This is a genomic window from Rossellomorea sp. ABR4_012 (assembly GCF_056159545.1).
This window is the reverse complement of record NZ_JBSWVK010000002.1, coordinates 455,056-481,039: the sequence shown is the minus strand read 5'-3', so window position 1 is coordinate 481,039 and position 25,984 is coordinate 455,056. Positions and strand designations below refer to the sequence as shown.

At 44.8% G+C, this 25,984-nt stretch carries 28 protein-coding genes; 7 read left to right on the top strand and 21 right to left on the bottom strand.

What is annotated here, in order from left to right; translation table 11 throughout:
* Positions 1–114: 114 nt before the first annotated feature.
* Entirely contained in the window at positions 115–1,665 is a 1,551-nt protein-coding gene (locus tag ACXAFV_RS12020) for a hypothetical protein (protein ID WP_475126739.1), read from the top strand.
* A 541-nt stretch (positions 1,666–2,206) separates the two neighbouring features.
* Here ACXAFV_RS12020 and ACXAFV_RS12015 read toward each other — a convergent pair.
* From ACXAFV_RS12015 to ACXAFV_RS12005, 3 genes are all read right to left on the bottom strand, one after another.
* On the bottom strand, positions 2,207–2,512 hold the full coding sequence (locus ACXAFV_RS12015; protein ID WP_475126738.1) for a hypothetical protein: 306 nt from the start codon (positions 2,510–2,512) through the stop codon (positions 2,207–2,209).
* Positions 2,513–2,697: 185 nt separating this feature from the next.
* Complete coding sequence (locus ACXAFV_RS12010) at positions 2,698–3,135, bottom strand: NUDIX hydrolase (RefSeq protein WP_475126737.1); 438 nt, start codon at positions 3,133–3,135, stop codon at positions 2,698–2,700.
* Between the two features lie 32 nt (positions 3,136–3,167).
* The gene (locus tag ACXAFV_RS12005) at positions 3,168–3,677 is read right to left on the bottom strand and encodes a GrpB family protein (RefSeq protein WP_475126735.1); all 510 of its coding nucleotides are present in this window, start codon (positions 3,675–3,677) and stop codon (positions 3,168–3,170) included.
* Between the two features lie 285 nt (positions 3,678–3,962).
* On the opposite strand from ACXAFV_RS12005, the gene ACXAFV_RS12000 reads away from it, so the two are divergent.
* Positions 3,963–4,325 (top strand): hypothetical protein, encoded by a 363-nt coding sequence (locus tag ACXAFV_RS12000; protein ID WP_475126734.1) that lies wholly within the window; start codon positions 3,963–3,965, stop codon positions 4,323–4,325.
* 283 nt (positions 4,326–4,608) lie between these two features.
* Positions 4,609–4,809 carry an IDEAL domain-containing protein gene (locus ACXAFV_RS11995; RefSeq protein ID WP_475126733.1) on the top strand — a complete coding sequence of 67 codons (201 nt, stop codon included), beginning with the start codon at positions 4,609–4,611 and terminating at the stop codon, positions 4,807–4,809.
* Positions 4,810–4,942: 133 nt separating this feature from the next.
* Here ACXAFV_RS11995 and ACXAFV_RS11990 read toward each other — a convergent pair whose 3' ends face one another.
* The gene (locus ACXAFV_RS11990; protein WP_475126732.1) at positions 4,943–5,542 is read right to left on the bottom strand and encodes a GNAT family N-acetyltransferase; all 600 of its coding nucleotides are present in this window, start codon (positions 5,540–5,542) and stop codon (positions 4,943–4,945) included.
* 112 nt (positions 5,543–5,654) lie between these two features.
* Positions 5,655–6,194, bottom strand: a complete 540-nt coding sequence (locus tag ACXAFV_RS11985; protein WP_475126730.1) for a GNAT family N-acetyltransferase — start codon at positions 6,192–6,194, stop codon at positions 5,655–5,657.
* 128 nt (positions 6,195–6,322) lie between these two features.
* Between ACXAFV_RS11985 and ACXAFV_RS11980 the strand changes: the two genes are divergently transcribed.
* Both ACXAFV_RS11980 and ACXAFV_RS11975 read left to right on the top strand, forming a co-directional pair.
* Entirely contained in the window at positions 6,323–6,775 is a 453-nt protein-coding gene (locus ACXAFV_RS11980) for a CBO0543 family protein (RefSeq protein WP_475126729.1), read from the top strand.
* Positions 6,776–6,857: 82 nt separating this feature from the next.
* Positions 6,858–7,352, top strand: coding sequence for a L,D-transpeptidase family protein (locus ACXAFV_RS11975; RefSeq protein WP_475126727.1), 495 nt, complete (start codon positions 6,858–6,860; stop codon positions 7,350–7,352).
* A gap of 71 nt (positions 7,353–7,423) precedes the next feature.
* Here the strand turns inward: ACXAFV_RS11975 and ACXAFV_RS11970 are convergent, their stop codons facing one another.
* The 5 genes from ACXAFV_RS11970 to ACXAFV_RS11950 all read right to left on the bottom strand — a co-directional run bounded on the left by ACXAFV_RS11970 (position 7,424) and on the right by ACXAFV_RS11950 (position 13,165).
* A complete protein-coding gene (locus ACXAFV_RS11970) occupies positions 7,424–8,425 on the bottom strand; it encodes an HD domain-containing protein (RefSeq protein WP_475126726.1) in 1,002 nt (333 codons plus the stop codon).
* 365 nt (positions 8,426–8,790) lie between these two features.
* Positions 8,791–9,207: a YbaN family protein gene (locus ACXAFV_RS11965; RefSeq protein WP_475126725.1), complete on the bottom strand. Its 417-nt coding sequence runs from the start codon at positions 9,205–9,207 to the stop codon at positions 8,791–8,793.
* A 200-nt stretch (positions 9,208–9,407) separates the two neighbouring features.
* Positions 9,408–10,535: a Ger(x)C family spore germination protein gene (locus ACXAFV_RS11960; protein ID WP_475126724.1), complete on the bottom strand. Its 1,128-nt coding sequence runs from the start codon at positions 10,533–10,535 to the stop codon at positions 9,408–9,410.
* Complete coding sequence (locus ACXAFV_RS11955) at positions 10,528–11,640, bottom strand: GerAB/ArcD/ProY family transporter (RefSeq protein ID WP_475126722.1); 1,113 nt, start codon at positions 11,638–11,640, stop codon at positions 10,528–10,530. The genes ACXAFV_RS11960 and ACXAFV_RS11955 overlap by 8 nt, the downstream gene beginning before the upstream one ends.
* Before the next feature lie 31 nt (positions 11,641–11,671).
* Complete coding sequence (locus tag ACXAFV_RS11950; RefSeq protein ID WP_475126721.1) at positions 11,672–13,165, bottom strand: spore germination protein; 1,494 nt, start codon at positions 13,163–13,165, stop codon at positions 11,672–11,674.
* Positions 13,166–13,478: 313 nt separating this feature from the next.
* Here ACXAFV_RS11950 and ACXAFV_RS11945 point away from each other — a divergent pair, with 313 nt between their 5' ends.
* Complete coding sequence (locus ACXAFV_RS11945) at positions 13,479–14,276, top strand: LysM peptidoglycan-binding domain-containing protein (protein ID WP_475126720.1); 798 nt, start codon at positions 13,479–13,481, stop codon at positions 14,274–14,276.
* 516 nt (positions 14,277–14,792) lie between these two features.
* Here ACXAFV_RS11945 and rbsB read toward each other — a convergent pair.
* From rbsB to ACXAFV_RS11910, 7 genes are all read right to left on the bottom strand, one after another.
* Positions 14,793–15,734 (bottom strand): ribose ABC transporter substrate-binding protein RbsB, encoded by a 942-nt coding sequence (gene rbsB, locus ACXAFV_RS11940; RefSeq protein WP_475126719.1) that lies wholly within the window; start codon positions 15,732–15,734, stop codon positions 14,793–14,795.
* 10 nt (positions 15,735–15,744) lie between these two features.
* Positions 15,745–16,701 carry a ribose ABC transporter permease RbsC gene (gene rbsC, locus ACXAFV_RS11935; protein ID WP_475126718.1) on the bottom strand — a complete coding sequence of 319 codons (957 nt, stop codon included), beginning with the start codon at positions 16,699–16,701 and terminating at the stop codon, positions 15,745–15,747.
* Entirely contained in the window at positions 16,694–18,184 is a 1,491-nt protein-coding gene (locus tag ACXAFV_RS11930; protein ID WP_475126717.1) for a sugar ABC transporter ATP-binding protein, read from the bottom strand. The genes rbsC and ACXAFV_RS11930 overlap by 8 nt, the downstream gene beginning before the upstream one ends.
* Positions 18,185–18,264: 80 nt before the next feature.
* The gene (gene rbsD / locus ACXAFV_RS11925; RefSeq protein WP_475126716.1) at positions 18,265–18,651 is read right to left on the bottom strand and encodes a D-ribose pyranase; all 387 of its coding nucleotides are present in this window, start codon (positions 18,649–18,651) and stop codon (positions 18,265–18,267) included.
* Complete coding sequence (rbsK, locus tag ACXAFV_RS11920) at positions 18,648–19,538, bottom strand: ribokinase (protein ID WP_475126714.1); 891 nt, start codon at positions 19,536–19,538, stop codon at positions 18,648–18,650. Before rbsK ends, rbsD begins: the two co-directional genes overlap by 4 nt.
* Before the next feature lie 5 nt (positions 19,539–19,543).
* Positions 19,544–20,521, bottom strand: a complete 978-nt coding sequence (locus ACXAFV_RS11915; protein ID WP_475126712.1) for a LacI family DNA-binding transcriptional regulator — start codon at positions 20,519–20,521, stop codon at positions 19,544–19,546.
* A gap of 329 nt (positions 20,522–20,850) precedes the next feature.
* Positions 20,851–21,294: a GNAT family N-acetyltransferase gene (locus tag ACXAFV_RS11910; RefSeq protein WP_475126711.1), complete on the bottom strand. Its 444-nt coding sequence runs from the start codon at positions 21,292–21,294 to the stop codon at positions 20,851–20,853.
* 472 nt (positions 21,295–21,766) lie between these two features.
* Between ACXAFV_RS11910 and ACXAFV_RS11905 the strand changes: the two genes are divergently transcribed.
* On the top strand, positions 21,767–22,246 hold the full coding sequence (locus ACXAFV_RS11905; protein ID WP_475126710.1) for a DinB family protein: 480 nt from the start codon (positions 21,767–21,769) through the stop codon (positions 22,244–22,246).
* Between the two features lie 76 nt (positions 22,247–22,322).
* On the opposite strand, the gene ACXAFV_RS11900 is transcribed toward ACXAFV_RS11905, so the two are convergent.
* Genes ACXAFV_RS11900 through ACXAFV_RS11885 form a run of 4 tightly spaced genes read right to left on the bottom strand, consistent with a single transcriptional unit; the run spans position 22,323 to position 25,972 of the window.
* On the bottom strand, positions 22,323–23,171 hold the full coding sequence (locus ACXAFV_RS11900; protein ID WP_475126938.1) for an SDR family oxidoreductase: 849 nt from the start codon (positions 23,169–23,171) through the stop codon (positions 22,323–22,325).
* On the bottom strand, positions 23,171–24,241 hold the full coding sequence (gene uxuA / locus ACXAFV_RS11895; RefSeq protein WP_475126708.1) for a mannonate dehydratase: 1,071 nt from the start codon (positions 24,239–24,241) through the stop codon (positions 23,171–23,173). Before uxuA ends, ACXAFV_RS11900 begins: the two co-directional genes overlap by 1 nt.
* A 15-nt stretch (positions 24,242–24,256) precedes the next feature.
* Entirely contained in the window at positions 24,257–24,916 is a 660-nt protein-coding gene (locus ACXAFV_RS11890) for a bifunctional 4-hydroxy-2-oxoglutarate aldolase/2-dehydro-3-deoxy-phosphogluconate aldolase (RefSeq protein WP_475126707.1), read from the bottom strand.
* A 33-nt stretch (positions 24,917–24,949) separates the two neighbouring features.
* On the bottom strand, positions 24,950–25,972 hold the full coding sequence (locus ACXAFV_RS11885; protein WP_475126706.1) for a zinc-binding alcohol dehydrogenase family protein: 1,023 nt from the start codon (positions 25,970–25,972) through the stop codon (positions 24,950–24,952).
* Positions 25,973–25,984: the final 12 nt, after the last annotated feature.

Genomic DNA, 25,984 nt, shown 5'->3' with positions numbered 1-25,984 from the left:
TATGAAATTTCTATCTGCCACATATCTTCACCATGTTTTTGTTAAAAATGGTGTTTATTACAAGTTATTGTGGTAAAATTCAAAATTATACAAAGATAACATTGGGGGATTTTTATGAAAGAGAAATTGAAGGCCTTTGGCATTCCGATCGGGATCACTTTGATCTTTATCGCAGCTTTATTTATACACCAACTGCTGCTTGTAAAAGAGCTGCCGCACCCTGGTTGGAGCAGATCTATCCCGCTCCAAGCTGCATTTGAAGAAAAGCCGCAAGTCTTTGTTGATTCGAAAAATCAGATCCATATCGCAGCGAACGGGCAGGTTCAATCGATCAAGATGAACGATGAGTTAGCCATCGCAGATCAGAAAATCACAAATACAAAAATCACAAGGGGCTTTCCTTTTTGGACCGATGGGGAGCAATTAGTCTACTATAAAGATGGAAATCTTGTATCGACGATTGATCAAAATGATCAACTACTGGAAGAAGGGATTACTGGCCTGGGGACAGGAAAAAATGACATCTACTTTTGGAATGACGGTACTTTAAGCCAGTATGATATTGAAAAGAATGTCTCTGCTGAACTGAATACCTTCCCGGATGTGATTTCTGAAATGCATGTGGCCGACGATGGGAGTGCCATCATTCAGGTGGAGAAAGACGATACCCATGACCTTTTATACTATATGAACGAAAAGAGACAAATCAGTGAGCCTTTCCTGACTGTCAATAACTCACCTAATAAGAAAATTGACGGCCTGACGTTCAAGGTTAGGGATGGGAACCTGCTTGTTTTTTATAATGAAAAATCAAGGACACAGGGTACACTTGCATACAATGTATTTACACTACAAACACTTTTAGAGGACATCGGAAGTTCCATGCTTACTGGAAATAAAGTGGAGTTCGTTCATTCGGAAACCAGACAGAAACTGATGAGCCCCGGCGGCGTCCAGTTGATGACTATAGACGGGAAAGAAATGATCCTGCTGACATCGGAAGGTACCCGTGTCGGGGACAACAACTCGATCAGCATATATGCTGCGCAGTTCAAGGAAGATTCAAGCTTCAGTGCAGCACCAGTCAGTACGACGAAACACGTATCCTATCCGCCGATGAGGATTTCCGATGAAGCACTGGTCTGGATGAACTATGATGGAGATACCTATAAACTGACAGGCAACTCCCGAAATCCTGAGGTCATCGCAGATAGCACCGACTGGTCAAAGAGTTCTGTAAAAGAAGCCGTCAACAACGGCGTGCTCATGATGTTCAGCAGTCTGGTGACCATCATGACCTCATTCTACTGGGTACTGCCATCACTATTTTTACTGATACTCATGTACATCTTTAGACCAAATGCATTTGAAAAAGACGGAATCAACTGGGTTGAATACCTCGCCATCATCATCTTTATGGTCATGCCGATTTCCTACACACAGGATGCGATGAATGCTTATTTTCATTTGATGGCTCCAGGTTATCTCGTATTCCCTGGAAGCGCCTATGCAGTGACCATATTCCTGAGTGTGCTCACACTGATCATCTGGAAATTCGGAAGGGATCCGGACTGGGGTTCCATGGGTGGGGCGTTCTATTACATGGGCATATATATGATGTTTTATATCACGTTTATCGGTCCTTATATCTTTAATTTGTATTGATCATATGCCTGTACCCGGCGCCCGGGTGCAGGCTTTTTTGTTTGCTGGTGTTGAGGAGTGCCATTTTGGGAGATGGGCCGGCTCGTATCGAAAAATGATTTTTTTAAGAAATTTATTAAAAAAACGTGAAAAACCATTGGAAATGACAGGCTTGACTATACTCCCAAAAGAATTAGAAGGTCTGCAGCTCGTTTTAGCCATCATATTAATCAAATATTCTCTTAAACTCAGGACCTATAACGACTTTATTATCGAAATTCAAAGATTTTTTTTCGAAATTGAAGACTTTATTATCGAAAATGAGAACTTTATTATCAAACTCCTTGGGAGAACCTGCTTCTCTTATCGAATGCAGAATGATTTTATCAATATGGAATGTTTGTAATCGATTATCCTTTGGTATGATCAAACAGAGGCCATCCCCTCAATTTCAGCTTGGAGTGGCCAATTTTCACAATAAAAAAAGAAACCCACCTCCAATAGATAGGCATCGTAACAAAAGAATCAATTCTAAAAATTTCTCCCAATCAACTGCAACCCTTCACCCCTCCCCGTAATACTCAGCAAAATAAAGAAACCCGACCTTCTTCACAAGGTAGTTCCTCAATTCACCCTGAGTCGCTTTTTCAACCGGCGGTTCGGTAAGAGTAAAAGCTTTAGCATTCATAGAGGAAAATGTATCTCGATCCACTTCATTATGAAATTCATCCTCTATAATGCTTGTGGTAAGGGCAGCAGCGGGATACCCCATAATGAACACTTCCGTCCTCAATGCCAGATGCGGTGTGCTGTGCAGCATGAGGAATAGTAGTACCAAAATACTTACGAGCCAGATCCATTTTTTCATCTCTCTATCCCCTGACGATTTTTTTTAGATCAATCCCTTGCTATGAAACGCGTTTCATACTTTACGCTAAAAAAGGATGTGAACGCGTCACATCCTTCATCCATGATTGGCGTAACGCAGCTCGGCGGCGTGACAATCATGGATTCAAACAGAAGTGTTCATGATGTCATGAACACTTTTTTCTACTACTTTACTAAAAAGCCTTCTTTCAACCTTTTATCAGCAAGTTGGATATTATCCTTTAAATACCCCTCAATTTCTTCCCTCTTCAGAATCTCGGATGTCGACATCCACAACACTTCATCCACTTCATCCTGACTTTTTGCGTAAGGCTCCCCGGATTCCACTTTGCAAAGAAAGATAATATCGATGACATCGATTCCTGTATCTGATACAAAAGAGCAGCTATTCACATAGGTAAGGCCGCCGATCTTAATCCCCACTTCCTCATCGACTTCCCTGATCAAGGTCCGTTCCAGGATATCATACGAGACCCCTTCTGCATCGCACTTGCCCCCGACAAGCGACAGCATGCCCGGAGCATGATCCTCTTTCTCACTTCTTCTTATTAACAGCCATTTCCCATCACGGTGGATGGCAGCTTCTACATTCACAATAAACATTTAACATTCCTCCCTTATTTTAAAAAACGCTCTTATCTGTTCCGCTTCCACTCCAGCGCATTTCTCTCCATCTCAGAAACAAAGGCCTTCTTAGCAGGGCTGTAATCCCTAGTGGACTCATATTTCTCCGCCAGCTCTTCCTTAAACCGGCTGTAACGCAGGGCCTCATCAGGATGGGCTATGAGATAATCCCGAAAGACCAGATGGCGGTCAATCTGCGGATTGCCGGACTGATAGACATGTATATGATGCGTCCTCTTTTCCCCGCCTTTCCGGAACAGCCTCCTGCCCTTGATCCCCCACTCACCCGCAGCATCGTATCCGAGTTCCTCCATCTGTCCATTGTACGAATCAATTGTGGAGATCTCCTTCACGATACATATCATGTCGATCACAGGCTTCGCCTTCATGCCCGGAACCGCCGTACTGCCGAAATGCTCAAACGAAACGACCTCGTCTCCGAAGACCGTCTTCAGAAACGAAGCTTCCTCTTCAAACATGGAATTCCATTCTTCCCGGTATTCCGATAATCTCACTCTCAATGTTTTCACCCCGGTTAGTCTTCACTTCATTGCAACGGATGCTTCACCCGCACCCCTTAACCCTTATTACTTCCACAAAAAAGGTCTAATTCCTTCTTCCGAAAAACAACGCCCGTCCCTCGATGCGTTAATGCAGTAGTGCATCGAGGGACGGGCGTTCAACTTCTGGTCCTGTGTTACGATAGGATTGACCACAACTTATAGAAAAAGTGAAACAATCCACTCACCCAGCCCGTATATAAGGCAGACACCCTACTCAACAAAGACGAGAACGGAGGAATACAATTGGGAAAAATGAAAATCAGTGTCACAACCAAAATCAACCTGTCAGCCCAATACGGGGAACAACCGGACAAGCTGCAGGAAGAGATAGATTTCATCTTGAATAAATTCGGGGAAATAGAAGAATTCACCAAGGAAAAGGAAGACAACGACAAATTAACGTTGAAGGCGAGATTGAACGCGCACGACTTACAGGTGAAGCAATTCGAGAAATGGGGAGAATGGGAATACGCCAAAAACCTCGACCGGGATTTGAAAATGAATTTCATCAAGGTCGAAACGAGTATGAGCGCAGTCCGAGATTACGAAGCAACCAAGAAAACGTTCAAAAACCCTTTCCGCTCACTGCTTTTCTTTGATAAATGAACATACAGTAAAACGCTTGGCAGCTCTAATGCAGCCAAGCGTTTTTTTCTTCACTAATCCATCTGCAGCACGGCGTTAAATCAATGTTTCTTCCCCTCCGTCGCTGAAAAAGTCAGTGTCTCCTTATGTTTGTGAATGACCTTTAGACATCCCATGATTCATGCTTCGAAAATATGGGACCAATTACTTTATTACTCTCTTATTTTAAATTATTTTCTTAAAATGTTTGAATATTGAGAAAATGGTTAGTATAATAGAAAAAAGGTCAAGGAGTTGATTATTCATGAAAAAGTATTTGCTAAATGCACCACAGCCTGAACTGATCAGCATGGACTCTTTAGTGGCAGAAATGATTTTGGATAAGGCTCTGCTTACATTCCGTAAAGAGCAAATGGAACAGAAAATTGACCAATCATTACGTGACCGAAATAAGAAAGAATTCCTGCGGCTGACACAGGAATTAAAGGACATGGGTAAGAACTAATTTTATAAGATCATATGCCGATCTAATCTATTGATTGTGGCTTCATTAAAAACAAGAGGGACGAGCCCCCCGCTTTAGTCAGCGGGGGAATCGTCCCATTTTTTGTCTTAGAGTCCTTGCCTCTGAATGCCGTCTACCCGATTGTAAGAATGATGGTCTTGCTGCCGGCACCCTTTGCCAGATAATCTTCCTGAAGAAGGCCGTAAACCGCACAGTCCTTATACTGATTCTTTGCATTCCGGATCATGTGCCTGATCACACCTTCCTGTTCCATCCCTGCTTTACGCATGATTTTCCCGGAAGCCGGATTATCGGTGTTATGGGCAGCGGATATCTTGTGGAGATTCATATGCATGAATCCAAATTCCACAACGGTCCTTAACGCTTCCGTTCCGTATCCCCGGTTCCACCAATCATAACCAAGCGAATAACTGACCTCACAGTTCCCAGTGGCTTCGTCAAAATCATACAAATCGATTTCACCGATCAGTGCCCCGCTGGATTTCAGTTCGATTCCCCAGTAACAAAATTCACTGTTGCCATAATGATGGACGATTTTTTCGATCCTTTCATTCGTTTCCGAAACATCCCTATGGGCGGGACTGATCCGATTGTCCGATACCCGCTCGTCTGACAGCCAATGGTCAAAGACACTCTGAGCATCTGTGAGTGCCATTTTTCTTAAGCGTAACCGTTCCGTTTCCATTTGCGGTGTTCCTAAAAAGCGGATCATTACTTTAGTCTTCCCTTCTACTTGATTTGACCGATATCATTTTTCTAGTAATTCCCCACACAGTGTGGTCTGCAGTGAAAAACGTTCATTTCCTCAGACTACAATCCAGCCTTTAGTACAGATAACCCAATAAATCGACCTCACCATCTTCCCATTTTCTACCGCCCACTTCTTTTATCATCAGTTCATTGATCTTCTCATAACCGATTCCGTACGTAGTTTGATCGACATCGTTTATCTGCAGCCATTTACACTTACTGTCGGCTGATTTGAATCCTGCTTTCAAGTACACGTCTTTCTTATCAGCAAACAACAAGAGAAAATCGACAGCCCTATTTTCACAAAACTCATCGATTTCAGATAGCATCAATGAACCTATTCCTTGTGAGCGATGGGGTTTTGCCACGCACACATCAATGAGTCCAAGAACCGTTGCCGGCTGCCCGTTTAGGTTCATTACCCGATAATCCAAGCCCACTTGACCAACAAGTTGATCATGTTCATCACAGGCGATGATGCGGACATGCGGTAATTGCTTGTAGTAAATTCTGTCCCGTGGATATTCATCTTCAAAACATTCGATTAACAACTGCTGTAACTCCGCTCTCAATTCACAATCAATGTCATATTCATATATGTGTTTGATGTTCAAGGCAATTTCTCCTTATCGTCTATTTTTTTAGGCAGAGCAATCGACCATATCCAATGGTAAATATTTTCCACCATATTGGGCAAAATAGTAAAGTACGCTTACATATTAATAAGAAAAGGACTTTTATTATGTTTGGACTGATAATCGCCGTAACCCTTTTTAATTTCGTTGCATTTAAAACAAATAAAACATTCTCAGCTAAGCAAATTGCCCATATCTTTGCTTTTACTATTGCCTTTCAAATGTCTTTTGATCTTTATGTGGATATAAAATATCACGGGTATTGGTATTTTTCTCAAGAAGTCGATTGGGCTGCATTACCTGCGCATACCATTTTGCTTCCACCGGTCAATATGATGTTTTTAAATTGGTATCCGTTTGATCGTTCAAGATGGAGACGAATAAGCTTTATCTTCTGTTGGACAATCGCTTTATTACTCTATGAGGTCATTGCCTTGCTTCCTCAACCATGGGGGTATTTTCATAATGGATGGTGGACCTTGTGGCACTCAGCTGTATTAGATCCAATTCTCTTAATCATTCTATTAGTGTATTATAAGTATTTTATAAAAGAAGGCTGAATGTGTAAAAGTTCGATTCGCACCCAATATCCCACCTCAAACATACACTATAAGGTGCGTTATTCAGGAGGTGGTGTTTCAGTTGAATCATATTGTAAAACCCGGCGAGACGCTCACTCAAATTTCACGGGATTACCGCGTTCCGCTTCCAACCATCATCCGTGCCAACCCTTCCATCAATCCAAATATAATTTATCCCGGCCAGCCCATCGTGATACCCGGTTTCCCTTCGCCCGATTCCCTTCCCTATCAGATCGACGTGTCGGTTAACAACCGCACGTTAAAGCTGCTAAGGAACGGTTCCCTGCAAAAGCAGTATCCGATCGCTGTCGGCAGAATGGTATCGGAAACGCCCGTCGGGAACTACATCATCATTAATAAGGCTCCAAACCCCGGTGGACCATATGGCACCATGTGGATGAGTTTATCAAAACAGGGGTATGGCATTCACGGGACAAATGATCCGAGCTCGATCGGCAAGGCCGTTTCAAAGGGATGCATCCGGATGTATAACAGGGATGTCGAGGAATTGGCGCGGACCATACCGATTGGTACGCCGGTTTTCATTCATCAGTGATCTATTCACTCAAATAGGGTCTGACACCTGGCACACAGAATCGTAACGTACCAGGGGTCAGATACTCAATCTCACTTTGTTTGAAAACTGCTGCTCCCCAGCCTTTTCACCTTCAGATATACGCCTTTGTTACTTTTTTCAAAAGCCGCCTCCCCGCTCTTCCTCACTTCCTCCGAAACATCTGATGCCCTCACTATCCCGTTTTTCAGCAGTACCAACGGATCAATCAACCTGACTTTTCCTTTATGATGAATATCATAATTCACCCTATTTTCATCCAGCTCGACCGGTCTGCTGATTTCTTCTAACAAAGACTTGATCTCATGGTCTTCTGAAGTTCGCAGCAGTTCGAACACTTCTTTATCTTTTTTTAATAAATCTTCTAGTCCCATCACACCTTTATCCAGAGCCAATTTGAGCACCTTTGATAGAGATTGATGGGCATATATATTCAATGGATCCAGGAAGAAGTCAATCACTTCTTTATAATACGTTTCTACAAACCATACGGCTGCACCGATGGTCTTCAGACACATTTTACCCTCTGCAACAATCAGGCTGCCCAGAAAACCATGGGCCTCTTCAAGTGATATATAACCATATCGATACATATCCCGCAGCGTATAATCAACCCTGTCAGCGCAAAGATCCGGTGCAGGCTGTTCAAGCAGTGTCCACTTTGAATCGTCGAGCAGAATCTCCCTGTAATCATAGTGATGGTGCTCGAGGATTTGTGGGATATCCGATTGTCCGATGACTTCCCCCATAATTTCTTCGTGATAATCTTCATCCAGATTCTCCGTCACCCCGTCAATCACATGGGAAAAAGCCGTGTGGGACACATCATGCAGCAGCCCTGCAATCTGTTCTTCAATGGATCCTCCTACCTTTCGGATCAAAAGCATCACACCGATTGAATGCTCATACCGTGTGACGTTCCAACCTTCATTGACAAGAAAACTCGCCCCTCCCTGGTGGACCCCTTTCAACCGCTGGACTGCTTCACTCTTAATCAAGTCAGCGAGGACATCTTCCACTTCAAACTCCCCGTATAGATCGTCTTGAATCATCATTGCATTTCCACTCCTCTTTTATGTACGTCTCTATGTTTTACAGACAAGATAATGACTTTGCTCGTTGAACGTAATTTTGAATAGAGTACGTGTTCCCACTCCATTTTAACGTACGAAAAGCAGAAATATGGTAAGAAAACAGATTCATGAACAATAATTGACTCCTTTTCTTTAAATTTAGGTATTAATCTTTGAGCTACACCGGATAATCTTTTAGTTTCAGGCAATAATCTTTTAGTTTTATCAGAGTTTTACCAATTAATATTAATCTTTTAGTTTTACTCAATAATCTCGCGTTTTCCATTAAAAAGGACCTGCCCCCCGATACGCTGAAACTTTAACGTATCGGGGGCAGGCCCCAATAATTAATTTATGTGTTCATTCAACTCTTCTCCCCCTGATTCCGGGTGAAGGGTCTTGATCTTTTTAATAAAATAATAATGTTTGTATAAGGCGAGCCCTATCAATATGATTCTGACAAATAGGATGTCAACGAGCACGACGGACATCAGGATAAAGAAATCAGCCGTCACGTTGATTCGAATTTTTTCTTTCCGGGTCATCCCTTTCTTTTGAAGGAAACCTACAACATACTTCTCATATATGGTTGTGTTTTTAAACCAGTTTTCGATCCGCTTGGAGCTTTTCGCAAAGCAGTAAGCTGCAAATAAATAAAACGGTCCGCCCGGAAGGACAGGAAGCACTGTGCCGGCAATCCCGAACGCGAGTGATATGAGTCCAAGCAGCATAAACAGGATACTTTTAATCTTTTTTAGTGTCATGATCCATTTCCCCTAAATTCACTGTAGAATTGTCATTCTTATCCCTTACCTACCCAACATTCATTGTATTATAACTATAACAGGGATATGTGTTGACTTGTTTAGGGGATTTCTGTTAATTATGGCTGGAACGTGAACACAAGAATGAAGCAGGTGGGATTTTCAGTTTCCCCTCTAACTCATGAGAAGAAGATGGAACCTCACTCCACCACTCCAGTTCGAACAATTTGAAAGTCGATATTGACGTTTACTTTAATATCTTTGTACATCGAATGCCATTTTTTCTTCGTAAGATTTGAATTGGGGACCGTACTGCGATACACTTCTCCAAATCCAATGACATCAGAATCAACAGACTGACAATACTCGATTAACTTCTTGATTTCTTTTTTCATTTCCTGACTGATTTTTTCATCGAGAATTTTAAGGTTCTTAGTATTCTTCAAATCAACCTTCTGGTTGATTTCCTGTAATCGTGCATTCATTGATATTTTCAGATCAAACTCTAACGCCTTCTCATCTACAAGTTTGATTTTGCTTTTGCTTTTGATGGTATCCAGGGCGACTGCAAGCTTTTTGGAAGAATCCTGGCCTTTCATTAATTTCGAGTCATCTCCGGTCTTAAGCGTCAATTCGAAATTCCCGGCATCGTAATGATCGTTGACCAGTTTGACATAGAAGGACTCGATGGGAGAAATCCGCCCCACCATTTTGTCATCTTTCATAATGGCCATCCCCGTAATCGTGATCATATCGTCTTCCAGCTTGATGAGCGGCAGCAGTGGATCATTTCCGATGGAATAATAATCATGGAGCATTTCATGAAGAGTCGGTGAGGGAATCGTTTCCCCTTTGATGTTCTGTTCAATCTCTTTATACACATATTGCCCAGCATCAGAAAATTGTTCGTATTTTTGTTCCAGGATTTCACTCGCTTTTCCATCGACCACAGCCAAATAGGTTAGATCACTGATTGCATGATCCCTGCTAAGGGTATCCACCAAGTTGATGATCCCTTTATCAGCCACTTCCTTACCATAAAGGGCTACCCTCAATTGACCCGACTCTAATTTTTTCTGTGATTTGAGGCTCCCCTTTAATCTTGCCCCTTTACTTGTCAGTGCGCTACTGGAAATGACAATCGTACTGTCCATGGATTGCGGGTCTGTTTCAAGAATCAGGGTCGTTGTATTAATCTCCTCTCCATCCGTTGTGTCATAGCCTACCGTGGTGATCATACCGATTTTCTCAAGCGTACTCGGATCTGCGCAGGAAGTAAGAAATGTGAGGACAAAAAGCCCCAATAACAATCGATTCGTTTTATACATGCTTTCCCGCCTTCCTTGATACTTTTTTCTTTATCAAAACAAATATATAAAGGACTATGGGATAACAATAGACAACATAAAACGAGACTTTTCCAAAATAATCACTGAGAGTGTTAATTTGCACTCTTGTCACGAAAAATTGGAGGACGACAAACAGGATCAAGGAAAAAATCCAAATAAACGCTGCTTCTTTCCTCCGGAAGATGCGAGCCATCCCCCTTGACGCAGACCAAAGGTACAGCATGAGATTTGGAAGGATGATTAGCATCCAAAACGTAATGGCCACATATTCAAACCGTTCGATGAAAGGAAGGCGAACAATTTTAAATAAAGACAAGGTTGCCCAGATTGTCCGCTCAAGCTGACCCCCGCTGAAATAGAGAAGAGAGACCACCATGACGGTTAAATAAAGGAAGGTCGTGTACACTAATCCGATTTGCATATACCGGGTTGTTTTCTGTTTTTCTTTTATATACGGATAAAAGGTATAAATCAGTTCAAATCCGATGACGGTAAACGTCATTGCATATGTACCTTTTAAAATTTCCTTCGTGTTCGATTCAAACATGGGTATGATATTTTTCCAATCGATAAATTGAAGGGGGTAGCCCAGAAGCCCCAATAGCCAAAGCGCCAAAAATACACTGAAGAAGCTGACCCCGACGATGATACGGAACCCTCCCAATGCCCCATATAAAACCAAGAGCATAAGGGTAAAGGCAATAAACCAGGTAGGGACCTCAGGAAAGACCCAAGCTTGAACCACTTCAATATAATTCCGGATGATCACAAGAAAAGCACCAAGGCAATATGAAACAAACACAAGATTGAGGAAAGTCCCTATCCATTTGCCATAAACGTCTCTTTGAATCCCATATAAATCAGCACTTTCATAGGCATTCAGAGTCTTCACCATGATAAAACCGATTATGCTAGTGATGACCCCGGAAAGAATGACCGACACCCATGCGTCATGTTTCGCTTCCACATAAATGATTCTCTGAAATCCTTGGACGCCAACTCCCAATTGTGCAGAATGGATAATGAACATGACAAGCAAGGCATTGACAAGCTTTTGCTGTTTAGGGTATATAGATACATTCATTTGATTGCTCCCTCCTCTCCATTGCCTTTAATCATTTCTTTGGATCGTACTTTTTAGAATTAAGCGGTCTAGTCTGATACGGACGTTTCGACGTTAAGTTGAGTGGCAGCCGAACAACACTATTCGCCCAATCCCTTAACCGAACCGGATAAAACGGAGCCAAAAATGGACTACCCAGGCTTGATTGCCTCAAGAGGTGAATGAGCAGGAAACAAAAGGCAAACATTGTCCCATAAAATCCCCAGAACCCCGCTAAAATAATGATTGGAAACCGCAGGATCCGGATGACATTCCCCATCATGAAGTTTGGGGTAGTGAAAGACGCAAGCGCTCCAAGGGCTACGATGATGATGAGAATATTGCTCGTGAACCCTGCCTGCACCGCAGCCGTCCCGATGACAATACCTCCCACGATCCCCATCGTCTGCCCTACTTTAGTCGGCAGCCTCGCCCCTGCTTCCCTCAGTAATTCAATGATAAATTCCAACAGCAGCGCTTCGATGATAGGCGGGAACGGGACCCTCGAACGCGACTCACTCAAGGGAATGAGGAGCGGCTGAGGAATGATCTCATAATGAAAAGTCAAAGATGCCACATAAATCGCTGTAAAAAAAACAGACAGCATCATCGCGATCATGCGCAAGATTCTGAAGAAAGAAGCGACTTGCCACTTGACGTTTTGATCCTCCATGCTTTGAAAATACTCGACGAAGCTTTGAGGACATCCGATCACCAGGGAGCTCCCGTCAACAAGGATGATGATCTTTCCATTAAGCAGCCATGAACAAGCACGATCCGGCCTTTCTGTCAGCACCATCAGTGGAAAGATGCTCATTGAATTATCGTCGATCAGCTGCATGAGGACAGAACTGTCCATGACACCGTCTAGGGAAATGTTATCGATTCGCTGTTTGACTGTTTCCACCATTTCATCTGAGGCGATCCCATTTATGTACATGACAGAGATGGCGGTCCGGGTCTGTTCCCCAAGGCTCATGGATACAGTAGTCAAATCGGGATTCACTAAATATCGCCGGACCAGCGAAATATTCGTCGCAAGACTTTCATTGAACCCGAGCTGGGGACCAATCACAATGGATTCATTCTCAGGCTTTGCCAAAGAACGCCGGTCCGTGGTTGGAATCATCACCGATATGACAGAAGGAAATCCTTCAATATGAATCAGCACAGCTCCGCTCAGCAGTGAATATACAGCTTCCTTCAATGAAATGATCTGGCGAACGTCCCCTGAGTGCATCTGACTTTCCACTACCGAAGGATCAACAGACGTTTCATTGAGCTGGCCGATAATATCACGATTCAGCATAGTCGTATCAATTAACGCTTCTATATAGATGATGGTGAGTTCCGGACGCACCTTGATGACCACCACATCCGAGCTATTGTTTAAACGGGTTTGTATCGCTTTTGTGAACTCCTCAGAGGATGCAGCCAACTCGATTTCGCGCTCCTCGGATTTCGGTTTCTTTATACCGGGACTCTTCTTATTTTTCTTAAAGAACATAATGGTCCCCTTTCTGATCGTCAATGGTATCAGCTTGGTCTTGGGAGGGGAGAAATATACTTTTTCATTACGGGAAGGGGGAATTTTTTTAGTATTGATTGTTGAAGGGATCGAGAGGGATGATTTTATATAGCAGGAGGGGCTGGACCTTGGCTTGGGGATAAAAAGGTAGCGTTATAATCTAGTACAAGAATTTGAGTTGATAGAAAAGACAATTCTTTCATCTATTAAATATCCTCTAAGTAATGAATCTGCCGTTCTCTGCCATTTCCCCTTTTCATAAGATATATGGTAACGAAAGGAGGTGTTTAACATGCCGACGATTCAAACCAAAGGCCTCATTTACACGGTGAAGCCGGGGAACACACTCTATTCGATTGCTGCAACATACGGGAGTACGGTCGCAGCCATTGAAAGAGCGAACTATTTGTTTCCCCCTGTGACTGATAGAGGATTGATCTTTCCGGATGATGTGCTGGTCATCCCGACATCAACACCGACTCCACTTATGAGTCACATTGTCGCAAATGGGGACACCCTCACAGCCATTGCCCGAACGTTTGATACTCATGTCGACCTGCTTGCAGGGATTAATGCAATTGAGAACCCTGATTTATTTTTCGTAGACCAGCACCTGCTTGTTCCTGCTTTCTCTTACAAGATTGTGAGTGGAGACACACTTTATTCAATTTCCAGGCGGTTTGGTGTTTCAGTGTCTGACATTGAACAAGCGAATGCGGACCGTCCCGGCTTCCAAAGGGATGTCATCTGGCCGGATTATCACCTGATCATTCCGATCCCGACTTCAAGAAACATCTTTGTGACAAAACCATTGCCAGGCACTTTCATTCACAATGGACAACGGGTGGAAGGCTATGCCAGGGTGTTTGAAGCTGTAGTTAACTATCAGCTGCGGGATGATAATGGTGTAGTGGTGACAAATGAACGTTTTGCTATGACGGATGAAGGGGCGCCAGCCTATGGTTTCTTCAGGGCAGCTCTTCCATTTGACCGCCAGCCAACCTCTGATACAGGAGAACTCTGGGTGTATAGCAGAAGTGCTAAAGATGGCAGCATTCAGGATCTTGTTAAAATTAGAGTGTATTTTTAATAGAGAAGAATGTGAGAGTGAGTGAGGGTTAGCCTAATATAAAATCTCAGGGCGATGGGCTCTGAGGTTTTTTTGTGTAGGACGATTTGGGGGACCAGATTCCCGCCACGCTGGAGCTTTAACGTTCCGGAGGGCAGGCCCAGACAACCAATAGCCAACGTACCCGGGGCAAGTAGTGACAACCAATAGCCTGTATGGGGCAGGGCTCCCGGACTTTTTCCCGACGTAAAAACTGAGCATATTTTTGATTTTAGATAGAAAAAGGACATATAAGGATCTTATAACAAAAAAACAAAGCAAAGGGGTCCGATCCCTTTGCTTTGTTTGGAATGAGAGAGTGTATTTGGCGGATTCAATCGAGTTTAATAGATTTACAAGCCAAATCTAAAATATACAAGCCACTTTTCAGATTTACGAGCCAAATACGAAATTTACAAGCCACTTCCCCCGAAATACGTGCCACTTGTCGAATTTTCTTTATCGGCGACTCAATGTATCGCTGGTCACAGCCCAAGGTCACTCTTCACCTTCCACACCCGTTTCCTCCGTCACAAGCTTCAACGGAACCGGAATCAATTCTTCAACCTTTTTCCCCTGCAAAACATCCGCTCCCGCCTGGACGGCAAGCTTACCGATTTCGACCGGCTGCTGAGCGACGGTTGCAGATAGGTTTCCTTTTTTGATGCTGTTCAGTGCGTCGTCATTCCCGTCAAAACCGACGACGAGGACATCGCGGCCGGAGCTTTGAATGGCCTGATACGCCCCTAGCGCCATCTCGTCATTATGCGCAAACACCGCTTTGACATCCGGATTTCCTTGAAGAATGTTTTCCATCGTGTTCAATCCTTCCGTCCGGTCGAAGTTGGCGGTCTGTTTTGCCACGACATCGAGCTTTTCATCCGCGATATTGTGGAACCCTTTGCCCCGCTCACGTGTAGCCGATGCCCCAGGCACTCCTTCGAGTTCAGCTACTTTCGCACCTTCACCGAGCTGTTCTAAAATATACTCGCCTGCCATTTCGCCGCCTTTTTCATTATCGGATGTGACCAGTGTCTCGACCTCGCCTTTTTCCGCGGAACGGTCGAGGGTGATGACTGGGATGCCGATGCTATTGGCTGACTGGACAGCGGTTGAAACCGCGGAAGAATCGGTCGGGTTGATGAGCAGGACATCGACCCCCTGCTGGATCAAATCTTCCACATCATTGATTTGTTTGGCCGCATCGTTCTGGGCATCGACGACGATGACGTCCATCCCCTGTGCTTCCGCTTCCTTTTCAACACCATTTTTAATCGAAACGAAGAATGGGTTATTTAAGGTCGAAACGGATAAACCGATTTTAATGTCTTCCGGATCTTTCTTCTTCCCGTCCGGTTTCGCCCATTCCGGCGGCTGCAAAGAGCAAGCGCCAAGGAATAAGAGAGACAAGCTCATCATTAATACGAGTAATTTTCTCATGATCATCCTCCTATGCTGCTTTCTTTCGATCAATCAGAACGGCGATGATGATGACGACACCCTTGACGACCATTTGGAAGAAGGATGACACACCCAGTAAATTCAAGCCATTGTTCAATGTTCCGATGATCAAGGCACCGATCAGTGTACCGACAATGAGGCCGCGTCCTCCGGAAAGGCTTGTCCCGCCAAGGACAACGGCCGCAATCGCATCAAGTTCATATGATGTACCGGCCGTTGGCTGCGCAGAATTCAAGCGTGATGTAAGGATCGCCCCGGCAAGTGCTGAAAGCAGACCGGCCAACGAGTACACCATCACTTTCACACGCGACACTTTAATACCTGAAATCAAGGCTGCTTTTTCATTTCCTCCGATTGCATATGTTTTGCGCCCGAACGGCGTTTTGTGCAGGATCACCCAAAGGACGGCAAATGTAAGAAACATTGTGACTGCCGGGACCGGAATTCCAAGGAAATACCCTCTACCGAACAGCTGGAACGCATAGCTCTCGCCAAGTCCCGTTATCGGATTTCCATCCGTGTACACGAGGGTCAGGCCGCGGAACATCGTCATCGTCGCAAGCGTGGCGATGAAGGGAGCCATTTTCCCTTTCGTGATGAGCAGTCCGTTGATCGCACCCATCACTGCCCCTAAGAGACATCCGATCAGGATTGCCAGGATCGGGTCGATGCCTGACACCATCATTCCCGCCATCAAGGCACTTGATAGGGCAAGGATGGATCCGACAGACAAATCGATCCCGCCTGTCAGGATAACAAATGTCATGCCATATGCAATCAGTGCGTTAATGGCAACCTGTCTTAATAAATTCAATAAGTTCAATGGTTCAAGAAAACTTGGATTCATCACGGATACCGTCACAAATAAAACGAGCAGCCCCATGAATGGCCCAAGTTTCTGCATCACACTTCCTACATGGTTTGTACTTTTCAGTGCATTATTCATTGATTCGACCTCCTGTTGCCAGTGTCATAATTTTTTCTTGATCGGCTTCTTCCCTGGATAATTCACCTGCAACCATTCCTTCATGGACGACGAGGATCCTGTCGCTCATCCCGAGCACTTCAGGCAGCTCGGAAGAAACCATGATGATCGCTACCCCGCGGTCCGTCAGCTCGTTCATCAATTGATAGATTTCACGCTTCGCTCCGACATCCACACCCCGGGTCGGTTCATCAAGGATGAGAACCTTCGGACCGATCCCGATCCATTTCGCGATGACGACCTTTTGCTGATTTCCACCGGACAGGTTCTTTGCTGCGGTGTGGGAAGATTCCGTTTTGATCGTCAAGCGTTTGATGAGCATATCTACGAATTCCTGCTCCTGCTTCGATTGGATCATCCCTTTTTCTGTAAAACTAAATAAACTCGGAAGGACGATATTGTCTTTTATCGGGAAGTCGAGTACCAGCCCCTCTTCTTTCCGGTCTTCTGTGATGAAACCGAGTCCCAGCTCCACAGCCTGGCTCGGATTCTTTACCTTCACGTTCTTTCCATTTACAAAAATGTCTCCGTCATACTTACCGTCAAGACCAAAGATGGTTCGCATGATTTCTGTCCGTCCTGCGCCCATCAGTCCCGATACGCCTACGATTTCCCCTGCACGGACATCGAAACTCACATTCTCAAAAACTCCTTTTCTCGTAAGGTTTTTCACCTCGAGTATTGAGTCGCCGGGCTTCGCATCCCGTGCAGGGAATCGGTCGGTGAGTGCACGCCCGACCATCTTGCGAACGACCTCATCAAAGTTCGTCTCAGAGATCGGCGTCGTGTCGACCGTCCGGCCATCCCGCATCACGGTGATTGTATCGCATATCGTGAAAATCTCCTCCATCCGGTGAGAGATGTAAACGATGGACACGCCCGATTCCTTCAATGAACGAATCACATCGAACAGCTTCTCAATTTCCCTGTCCGTCAAGGCCGCGGTAGGCTCGTCCATGATGATGACTTTTGCATCCGTCATCAACGCTTTGGCAATCTCGATCATCTGCTGCTCTCCGACTGAACACTGCCCTGCTTCTTTATTCAACGGAATGGAGATAGACAGCTTCTCGAACTGCTCATTCGCAATCGCTTTCATTTTTTTCGTTTGAATGAGACCGAAATGTGTAACCGGTTCCTTATTGATGAATAAGTTCTCAAGCACCGTCAACTCCGGCCAGATATTGAGTTCCTGGTGGATGAACGCGATGCCGAACTCTTCTGCCTCTTTCGGGTTTTGGAATGTTTTTTCCCTGCCGTCGATTTGAACGGATCCTTGATCTTTTTTATGAAGTCCCGTCAGGATGTTCATCAGCGTCGATTTACCTGCACCATTTTCGCCCATCAAGGCGTGAACTTCCGCATCCTTGATGTGAATGCCGACACCTTCGAGCACTTTATTCTTCCCAAAGGCCTTGTGGATATTTTCCATGTTGATCTGCATGTGTTGTCACCCCTTTTAATTAAAAAACTCTGTTCAATCAGCCCTGCATGATTTCACTCGCGGGGTGATCAAACCACTTTTTAAAAAGTAACGCCAGCGTGAAGGATACAGTTCGCATAAGGCGTGACTTCGCCCGTGCGGATCACTGCTTTCGCGTCCTTCAATCGACCTTTCAATGATTCATGCGAAATGTATTCAATACTTCTCATAAACGTCTTGAGTTCCTCGTGAACGGTTTGGTTCTGCCCGATTTCCTCGGCAGCCGTCACTCTTTCAACGACCATTTCTTCTTTAAACACCTTCACCACATCAAGAAAAGTTGGAACCCCCTCCTTCAAGGACAGGTCGATTTTTTTCACCCCAGCCGGAACCGGCAGCCCGGCATCGGCAATCACGATGGTATCGGTGTGGCCGAGGTCTGCGAGCACTTTCGAGATGTGACTGTTCAGCATTCCGTTCCGTTTCATTCTTGGAGCCCCCTTTCCACTTCATCCCTTGTCGGCATACCGCCCTGCGCACCGAATCCGGTGACTGATATCGAAGCCGCACGATTGGCAAAACGAAGGCTTTCTTTCAGTTCGCGTCCTTCTGCGATCGCCGTTCCGAATGCCGCATTGAACGTATCACCAGCTCCTGTCGTATCGACCACTTTTACAGGAAATGAAGGGACAAGCACTTCCTGTTTGCCGTCATGATAACGGACACCTGCCGCTCCTTCCGTGATGAACAGTTTGTTCGGGTATTTGGCGAGCGCCTTCGAGAGTTCAAGTCCGTTAAATAATAGGTCTGCTTCATGTTCATTCGGAGTCAAATAAGCTGCTTTTTCAACAACCTCATCAGGAATCTCCCTGGCAGGAGCAGGGTTCAATAAAAGCGGAACTCCGATTTCATCACATAAACGGGCCGTCTCGATGACCGTTTCTTCCGGCACTTCCTGCTGGATCATCACAAGGTCGCATTCTTTTAAAAGGGACAGGGCTTCCTTCACATAGTTCGGGGTGACGAAATCGTTCGCCCCTTTAACGACGACGATGCTGTTATCCCCTTCCGCTAAAATAATGTGAGCTGTTCCGCTTTTCTGATGTGTAACCGGTTTCACATAACCGGTATGGACACCATTCAATTTCAGATTTTCGAGGATTTCCTTTCCATAGGCGTCATCCCCGACGCACCCGATCATATGGACTTCTGCTCCAAGGCGGGCTGCTGCCACCGCCTGATTTGCGCCCTTACCTCCGGGAACCGTTTCAAAGGACTCCCCAAGCACGGTCTCCCCTGCCATCGGACGTCGTTTGGATGTGACAACCAGGTCCATCGATGAACTGCCGATGACCGCTATCTTTGGTTTTTTCATGATCTTCATTCCTTTCGGGTCGTGTTTCTTTCTATGAGTTCAACAGGCATCTGAATCGTTTTTTCAATGCCTTTTTCTTTTTTGATGATGTTGATGAGCAGCTGAGCTGCCTCGCGCCCCATTTCGTAGGCCGGCTGCCTGATGGTCGAAAGGGTCGGGTATGACAAACTGCTTTGTGGGATATCATCATATCCTATGATTTGCAGGTCCTCGGGGATCCTTTTTCCAAGCTTCAGCGCTTCATGGATGATCGCGATCCCGACTATATCATTACTTGCAATCACGCCATCGGTATCAGAGAATTTCTCGAACAATTCTTCTGCCCATCCTTGAGCATCCTCAAAAGAATAGGACGTAGTGGACAAGACAGAGAAATCAACGTCCGCCTGACTCAATTCCTCGATCGCTCCTTTGTACCGGTCCTGGGCAGGCTTGACATGTGCGGGCCCTTTCACGAGTGTGATCCTCTTCGCTCCCTTGTCGATGAGCGTCCTTGCTGCCAGCCGCCCGCCTTCCCTTCCATCCGCGTAGACGGCCGGGTAGTCTTCCGATGTCCGGTCCAACAGCACAAGAGGGAGTTTCATTTCATTATAAATTTGATAATCAACGTGATTGGTAGCCGATATGATGCCCACCACATTGTTTTGCACGAAGGTCTGGATATAATCCAGTTCCTTTTGGACATTCTCATCACTGTTCCCCAGAAGAAGGCGGAATCCTGACCGGCTGAGTTCATCCTCCACACCCCTTGCCAGCTGCGGGAAAAACGGATTCGTAATATCCGGCAGAAGCAGCCCGATCAGCCTCGATTCCCGTTTATAAAGAGAGCGCGCCACTTCATTCGGGCTATAATTCAGTGCGGCAATGGCATCCATCACTTTCTTTCTCGTATCGGCACCTACATAGCCTGTATCATTCAACACACGTGAAACAGTCGCTACAGAAACGCCCGCTTCCCGTGCTACATCTTTAATCGTTACCATTCACTTCACTCCTAGGTTGTGTAACCGGTTACACATAAAATATCATAGGTTTGTAATCGTTTGCAAGAGTGATTTTTAGTTTAGGGAAAAAGTTATAAGTAGTAACTCCAAACTCAAACTCTTATAATCCCATTTTTGCCTCATCATGAATTCCTCACGTTGAACTGTTCCTAATAATTTCTAGTGAAAGAGCTTTTGCCACGTACCACCGTAAAACTATTCAAAAAGGTTCCTGCCCCTGTAACGCTGAAGCTTTCCGTTCAGGGGGCAGGCACCCCCCATTCTCTTTTCTACCGTTTCTGGAATCTTTCAGAAGCGGGGAGCAGTATCTACTTTTCAAATATCATATCAATATGCGGAATGCCATCATCCAAATATGAATCAGTTACCGCCTCGAATCCAAAGGATCCGTAGAAGTCCCTTAAATATTCCTGTGCTTGAATTTTAACCGTCTTTTGTTCCAGTTCGCCCTGGATGAAGTCCAATCCTTTTTGTAAAAGTTCGCCTGCGAGGCCCCTGCCTCTGTATTCACGCTTCACAAAGACTCTCCCTATGGACGCTTCTTCATACGAAATGCCCGGCGGCAAAATTCTTGAATAGGCGATCACTTCCCCATTTTCCTCCTTGTAAAGATGATATGAATGAAGATCTTTCCCATCGACTTCAAGGTAAGGACAGTTTTGTTCCACAACAAAAACCTGCGTTCTTTCTTTTAAAATAGCGTACAATTCAATAGTTGATAATTCATTAAAACTTTTTAGTTTCCAGCTCATTATATCGTGCACCTCTTATGTATGTTTTTCTCAGTCTTTGGTGATAGTTTTGGACGTAAGAGCCCCTCGTGGAAAGGAGGGCAGACCTCCATACTTTGTCACTCTTTTGTAACCTCAATAGCCTTCTCATCAAAGAATCTTTTACTTTTGCCTGAAATTTTCGAGAAAAGTCGCCTAATCTTCGAGTTTTTAGTCATTATTCTTCGAGTTTCCCTAAATAATCTTCGAGATCAGCCTAATAATCTTCCGTTTTTACAATTAATCACAAAACCATTCAACGGAACAGCGGGCTGAATAGATAGCCTCCCTATCGGAAGAGCGTATTAATTTTTCATAATAATATCATATATAGCAGCTTTTCTCCTTTGATAACTTCACTCGCACTTGTCTAACTACTGTAAGCCCCCTCGAAGGAATCTCTAAATAAATGTCGAAATCATTTATATTGAATGCAAATATAGGGGGAGAACAAATGGAAAAACGCCATGAAGTATTATTCACTCAACTGGAGACCTATCGGCAATATGTGCTGGGAGTGGTCGAAGATGTCTCGGAGGAGGAAGCGGACAAAATCCCTGACGGATTCAAAAACAATATCCGCTGGAATTTGGGGCATATCTATTTGGATCAATTCCTCTGGATTGCCGCCGTCACAAAGGATAAAACACATGTACCTCAGGACTTCAATTCCTGGTTTGGCTTCGGGACATCCCCTGCCGACTTCAGCGCCGAAACACCTTCACTGCATGAATTAAAAGAGCTTCTTAAAAAACAGCCCTCTTTCATCAAAGAAACGTACGGCGGGAAATTAGAGGTTGAGTATCCTCCAACTGAAATGGGGATGCATACGATCGAACAGGTGCTTACCCGCACGATATTTCATGAAGGCATGCACATGCAGGCTATTCTTGATTTGAAGAAATGTTTGAGGGATTCGATGCCGGCAAATTAATAAGGGAAGCACGAAAAGAAACACCCACTCAGCTTTAACTGGATGGGTGCTTCTTCGGTTTTACAAACTCTCTTCATTAAACCCCTGAATAAGACATAAACCCTCCATCAACAGGGACCGTTATACCTGTTACAAATCCTGAAGTGTCCTCATCCACAAGCCACAGTAATGTGCCCAATAAATCTTCGGGTTTCCCGAACCGGCGCATGGGGGTATGTGAGATGATTTTGTTCGATCTCTCTGTTAGGCTGCCGTCTTCGTTTGTTAGCAATGCCTTGTTTTGCTCTGTCAAAAAGAATCCGGGAGCAATGGCGTTGATGCGGATACCAGAGTCGGCCATGTGAACAGCAAGCCATTTTGTAAAGTTATCGATTGCTGCCTTTGCTGCACTATAGGCGGGTACTTTCGTCATCGGAGAAGGTGAGCTCATGGAAGACATGTTAATGATGACTGCACCTTTACGGTTCATCATGTTTTTCGAGAAAACCTGTGTCGGGATCAGGGTGCCAAGAATATTCAGATCAAAGACAAATCCAAAGCCTTCCGGAGAAAGATCAAAGAATGTTTGGATACCTTCTGTGTTCACGTCTTCCTTCTTCAATGTTTCATTGGAAGTGGTACCGCGGGGATGATTACCACCGGCACCGTTAATTAAGATATCGCAAACACCCAATTTTTCCAAGATCACCTTTTCAGCTGTTTTTACACTTTCAACATCAAGGACATTACAAGAGACGGAAATGGCTTCGCCGCCTGCCTCTTTGATATCAGCAGCGACAGCCTCTCCTTTTTCTGCCGTTCGATTAAGGATGGCGACCTTTACTCCTTGCCTGGCGAGCTCCTTTGCCATCGAGCTGCACAGAACCCCGCTGCCTCCTGTGACTACAGCTACTTTTCCCTTCAAGCTTTTATGCTGAGGCAGCATCATGAATTCCTCCCTGCACGTTCTAAAGAATCCCATATTCCCCATAAGTACATGATCCCCAATCCGCGATCATAAAGGCCATAACCTGGTCTGCACTCTTCTCCCCAGATATGTCTTCCATGGTCGGGTCTCGCATATCCTGTAAAGCCTTTTTCATGGTAGGCTTTCATGATATCGAGGATATCGACTGACCCGTCGCTTGACCTGTGGGAAGTCTCAATGAAATCTCCATTTTCAAATACCTTTACATTCCTGATGTGAGCGAACGGAATTCGATCAGCGAACTCCCTTACCATATCGGCTACATTGTTTTCAGGATTGGCACCAAGCGATCCGCTGCAAAGGGTCACGCCATTTGAAGGACTGTCCACAAGCGAAAGGACCCTTCTGATGTTTTCTTTGTTCGTTATGATCCTTGGCAATCCAAAGATGGAGAACGGAGGGTCATCTGGATGGATGCCCATTTTAATGTTGTTTGCTTCAGCAACAGGAATGATTTCTTTTAAGAAATATTCCAGATGATTGAATAAATCTTCTTCCGTTACATCTTTATAGGCTTCGAACAATTCCTTTAGTTTCGATAACCTTTCAGGCTCCCAGCCAGGCATGGTGAAAGCAGAGTTTTTCGAGATCTTATCCACTAATTCAAACGGGTCCATATCTTCCACTTTTGCTTTTTCAAAGAAAAGGGCTGTCGAACCATCTTCCATTTCCTTGAACAAGTCGGTTCTGGTCCAATCAAAAACCGGCATGAAATTATAGCAAATCACTTTTACCCCGGCAGCTGCCAATCTCTCAATTGTTCGTTTATAGTTTTCAATATAGTGATCACGGCTGGGCAAACCAAGTTTGATATCTTCATGCACGTTTACGCTTTCTACGACATCTATATTTAAACCGTGTCGTTCAGCCCCGTTCTTTACTTCTTCAATTTTGTCTGCGGGCCATTCTTCCCCGGCCGGCACATCGTGAAGTGCCCAGACAATCCCCTCAACACCTGGTATCTGTTTGATGTGTTCCAGAGAAATACTATCATTTCCTTCTCCATACCACCTGAATGTCATCTTCATTGATTGTACCTCCTCTTATGTAAACATTTTAGCTGCTCTGGCTTCTCTCACAATCTCACAATACTCTTTTGCAAGTGTTGTCACTTCCTCATAGTTTCCAAGTGATGCAGGTTTTGTGAGGTCACTGCCGATTCCGATTGCAACCGCTCCGTTTTTGATCCATTCTGCTGCATTTTTCAGGTTGACTCCGCCTGTCGGCATGACTGAGATTTGTGGAAGCGGCCCTTTAATGGATTTGATAATGGAAGGAGCGAACGTATTTCCAGGGAACAGTTTGACGACGTCGGCCCCATATTCCATGGCCATTTTCATTTCGGTGATCGTCATGCACCCCGGCATATACGGAACTCCATATCGATTGCAAAGTTTGGCCGTTTCTTTATCGAAACAAGGACTCACAATATATTCGGCTCCTGCTAAAATGGCAATTCTTGCAGTCTCGCTATCGAGAACACTTCCTGCCCCCAAGATGAGCTCTTCCGCCCGGAACGTATTTTTAAGAGAACGTATAACCTCTTCCGCTCCAGGTACTGTAAGGGTCACTTCGATTGCTTTGATCCCGCCCTGGATGCAGGCATCTGATATTCGCTCGGCATCTTGTTTCGTTTCAGCACGTACAACGGCTACTACGCCGGACTCGACTATCCGGTTTATACAGTCGATTTTTTTTATCATTTTACCTCTCCTCCCTCATTAGAATCTTCGCTCTTATTGATCAAATGAAATGACCACTTTCCTGACTTCCTCAGGAGAAGTCTCTATTAAGTGAATGGCCTCATTTATTTGTACTAACGGGAATACCTGAGTAACCATTCCAGAAGGATCGATCGTCTTCTCATTGAACATCTCGATGACCCCGGGGAATTGGTCCGTCTGCAATCTGGACCCTGTGATCGTGACTTCCTTTTTAGTGATTGGTAATTGAGAAATCTGGGAAGGGCGTTCTTCAAACCCAAGTACAACCACACGGCCGGCAGCAGAAGCAATTTCAATGGATTGTTCAAAGGTTTGAGGAATGCAAACCGCATCAATGACCACGTTTGCTCCTTCTTGATTCGTCATATCCATAACCTCTTCGATTACATTTGATCGTGATGCATCAATGGTATAATCAGCGCCCCATTCTTTTGCGAATGCAAGGCGGTTTTCATTTAAATCGCTGATGATGACGGTGGCACCTTTGGTTTTGGCAAGTTTAAGACAACATAGCCCAATCGGCCCCGCCCCCATAATGAAGACAGTATCCCCATCCCTGACATCCCCGCGCCAGTTCGCTTGAGCACCGATTGTAAAAGGTTCGACCAAGACAGATTCTGTCCAATCCAATTCCTTGTTCACCTTGTGAACGAGTTTCTCTGGCATGACCAGATATTCCTGCATCCCGCCATCTCGATGAACCCCATACACTTCAAGGCTGCTGCACACGTTTCCTCTGCCGGACCGGCATGCATAGCAATGACCGCAGGGATTGATCGGTTCAATGACAACTTTATCGCCTGCAGAAATCGTCCCTACATTTTCCCCGACAGCCTCCACTTCACCAGTGACTTCATGTCCTATGACTCTGGGTAATGTGGCGAGCGGGTTCGTTCCGTGATAGATATGAATATCCGATCCGCAGATCCCGACCATTTTGACTTTAATCAGAACCTCATTTTCATTTGTAATGACTGGCTTCTCTCTTTCCACAATGCTCAATTTATGCGGTCCGGTGACTTGAACGGCTTTCATTGATCAGCAACT

What these genes read in the sequence shown, in the direction of transcription:
- ACXAFV_RS11960 (WP_475126724.1), bottom strand. Translation starts at nt 10,535, where the DNA reads ATGTATAAAACGAATCGATTGTTATTGGGGCTTTTTGTCCTCACATTT.
- rbsC (WP_475126718.1), bottom strand. Translation starts at nt 16,701, where the DNA reads ATGAATAATGCACTGAAAAGTACAAACCATGTAGGAAGTGTGATGCAG.
- ACXAFV_RS11970 (WP_475126726.1), bottom strand. Translation starts at nt 8,425, where the DNA reads ATGATGATTCAAGACGATCTATACGGGGAGTTTGAAGTGGAAGATGTC.
- ACXAFV_RS11915 (WP_475126712.1), bottom strand. Translation starts at nt 20,521, where the DNA reads ATGGTAACGATTAAAGATGTAGCACGGGAAGCGGGCGTTTCTGTAGCG.
- ACXAFV_RS11930 (WP_475126717.1), bottom strand. Translation starts at nt 18,184, where the DNA reads ATGCAGATCAACATGGAAAATATCCACAAGGCCTTTGGGAAGAATAAA.
- ACXAFV_RS12010 (WP_475126737.1), bottom strand. Translation starts at nt 3,135, where the DNA reads ATGTTTATTGTGAATGTAGAAGCTGCCATCCACCGTGATGGGAAATGG.
- ACXAFV_RS11950 (WP_475126721.1), bottom strand. Translation starts at nt 13,165, where the DNA reads ATGTTCTTTAAGAAAAATAAGAAGAGTCCCGGTATAAAGAAACCGAAA.
- ACXAFV_RS12020 (WP_475126739.1), top strand. Translation starts at nt 115, where the DNA reads ATGAAAGAGAAATTGAAGGCCTTTGGCATTCCGATCGGGATCACTTTG.
- ACXAFV_RS11990 (WP_475126732.1), bottom strand. Translation starts at nt 5,542, where the DNA reads ATGATCCGCTTTTTAGGAACACCGCAAATGGAAACGGAACGGTTACGC.
- ACXAFV_RS11890 (WP_475126707.1), bottom strand. Translation starts at nt 24,916, where the DNA reads ATGATAAAAAAAATCGACTGTATAAACCGGATAGTCGAGTCCGGCGTA.
- ACXAFV_RS11945 (WP_475126720.1), top strand. Translation starts at nt 13,479, where the DNA reads ATGCCGACGATTCAAACCAAAGGCCTCATTTACACGGTGAAGCCGGGG.
- ACXAFV_RS11965 (WP_475126725.1), bottom strand. Translation starts at nt 9,207, where the DNA reads ATGACACTAAAAAAGATTAAAAGTATCCTGTTTATGCTGCTTGGACTC.
- ACXAFV_RS11885 (WP_475126706.1), bottom strand. Translation starts at nt 25,972, where the DNA reads ATGAAAGCCGTTCAAGTCACCGGACCGCATAAATTGAGCATTGTGGAA.
- rbsB (WP_475126719.1), bottom strand. Translation starts at nt 15,734, where the DNA reads ATGAGAAAATTACTCGTATTAATGATGAGCTTGTCTCTCTTATTCCTT.
- ACXAFV_RS11910 (WP_475126711.1), bottom strand. Translation starts at nt 21,294, where the DNA reads ATGAGCTGGAAACTAAAAAGTTTTAATGAATTATCAACTATTGAATTG.
- ACXAFV_RS11995 (WP_475126733.1), top strand. Translation starts at nt 4,609, where the DNA reads ATGAAAAAGTATTTGCTAAATGCACCACAGCCTGAACTGATCAGCATG.
- rbsK (WP_475126714.1), bottom strand. Translation starts at nt 19,538, where the DNA reads ATGAAAAAACCAAAGATAGCGGTCATCGGCAGTTCATCGATGGACCTG.
- uxuA (WP_475126708.1), bottom strand. Translation starts at nt 24,241, where the DNA reads ATGAAGATGACATTCAGGTGGTATGGAGAAGGAAATGATAGTATTTCT.
- ACXAFV_RS11980 (WP_475126729.1), top strand. Translation starts at nt 6,323, where the DNA reads ATGTTTGGACTGATAATCGCCGTAACCCTTTTTAATTTCGTTGCATTT.
- ACXAFV_RS11905 (WP_475126710.1), top strand. Translation starts at nt 21,767, where the DNA reads ATGGAAAAACGCCATGAAGTATTATTCACTCAACTGGAGACCTATCGG.
- ACXAFV_RS11955 (WP_475126722.1), bottom strand. Translation starts at nt 11,640, where the DNA reads ATGAATGTATCTATATACCCTAAACAGCAAAAGCTTGTCAATGCCTTG.
- ACXAFV_RS12015 (WP_475126738.1), bottom strand. Translation starts at nt 2,512, where the DNA reads ATGAAAAAATGGATCTGGCTCGTAAGTATTTTGGTACTACTATTCCTC.
- ACXAFV_RS11900 (WP_475126938.1), bottom strand. Translation starts at nt 23,171, where the DNA reads ATGCTGCCTCAGCATAAAAGCTTGAAGGGAAAAGTAGCTGTAGTCACA.
- rbsD (WP_475126716.1), bottom strand. Translation starts at nt 18,651, where the DNA reads ATGAAACGGAACGGAATGCTGAACAGTCACATCTCGAAAGTGCTCGCA.